Here is a 1,477-nt window from a genome sequence, read left to right as displayed (position 1 = left end):
TAACAAACTTGATTTTAAAATCACAAAAGCCATTATAAAAGAAAGCTTGGATCAGATCTTTTTATGTGAATGTGAAGGTTTTTATGAAAATATCAATAATGATATTTTTAGTGATGACAATATTGAATTTAATCCTAATATGCTTATTGATAAAGAAGCTTCACTTATAATTAAAAATCCTTATGAAAACAAAAAAATAGACTTTTCAACTAATATTGATATGATTTATCGGGGAATAATATCTTATGTTGACTATTTAGGTGTTAATCAAGGCAGTGCTAGCAATATTGTAAAAGAAAATTTTAAACAATTAAACCATAAACATTTTTTTAAGTTTAACTTGCATTCTCCTTTAATAAGACTTGATTTTAATAAAGCAAATCGTATTTATACTCATACAAACATAATAGAAGTAATTAAACAAACCTTAGCCTATTATAACACCAAGCTAAATAAAAACATTGATTTTTCTAATATTCATCATATATATGAAACTAAAGAATTAATTTCTCAATACAATGAAAGTGATTTAGAATTTATCACAAGATTAGCACACAATCATGGTATTTATTTTTATGAAGATAAAGATAATATTTATTTTTATGATTTTTATACTCATAAAGGCAAAATAAAAGATATAGTTTTTAATCCTAATATCAACAACCATCTTAATGAAACTTGTATTTACGCACTAAATAAAGAAAAACAAATACAAACTAATGCTTTTACTCATTCTAGTAATAATTCCAAACAACCTTTAAGTTTATATTCCTTAAGCACTAAAGCACAAAATGCCAATACACATTATAATGAGCATTCTTATGAAAGTGAGTATTCCTTTACACAAAATATTAATTTAAAACAATCCCCTACCCTAAAAGAAAAAAGAAATACTATGCTTAATAATATACTAAAAGCAAAAAGCAATATTTATCATCTTAGTTTAAATGAAAGTATTAAAATTAATATTCAAGAAGAAACCACCAAAGAATATACCATTATAGCAAAAGAACAAATTTTAATTGATGATGCTATTTTAGCTAATACTATCAATACCAATGATAATTTAAATATTAAAGACTTAAATCTAAGCAAATCTTATACAAATAATTTAACCCTTACCCCATCTTTTTTAACCTTTACACCTAGTTTTAAATCTAAACCAAAACCTCCAATTAATACCATGGGTATAGTTATAGGAGAAGATTCTAATATAGAAAATCAAAGAAATACCATATATACAGATGAATATGGAAGAGTAAAAGTAAGGATTAATCTTTATGCTAATCAAGAAGAATTAGATAATAAAACAAACATGTATCACCATAGTCCATTCTTAAGAGTAGCTAGTAATGTAGCAAGCAATCATTCAGGTTTTTACCATACACCTAGAATAGGAGATGAAGTTATTATTTCATTTTTAGATGATGATATAGATAAACCTTTTATTAGTGGGAGTTTGTATAATGGGGTGAAT

The 1,477-nt window shown here is 24.4% G+C and carries 1 protein-coding gene; it reads left to right on the top strand.

Features of this window, described 5'->3' with window-relative positions; genetic code table 11:
• Positions 1–1,477, top strand: a 1,477-nt coding sequence (gene vgrG, locus L8W55_RS07885) for a type VI secretion system tip protein VgrG (RefSeq protein ID WP_263678135.1), incomplete at both ends; no start/stop codon positions are given.

It is taken from the genome of Campylobacter sp. FU_520 (assembly GCF_025772385.1).
GTDB lineage: Bacteria > Campylobacterota > Campylobacteria > Campylobacterales > Campylobacteraceae > Campylobacter_D > Campylobacter_D lari_C.
Note: the sequence above shows the minus strand (reverse complement) of the source record. Positions and strands in the feature narration are given on the sequence as shown.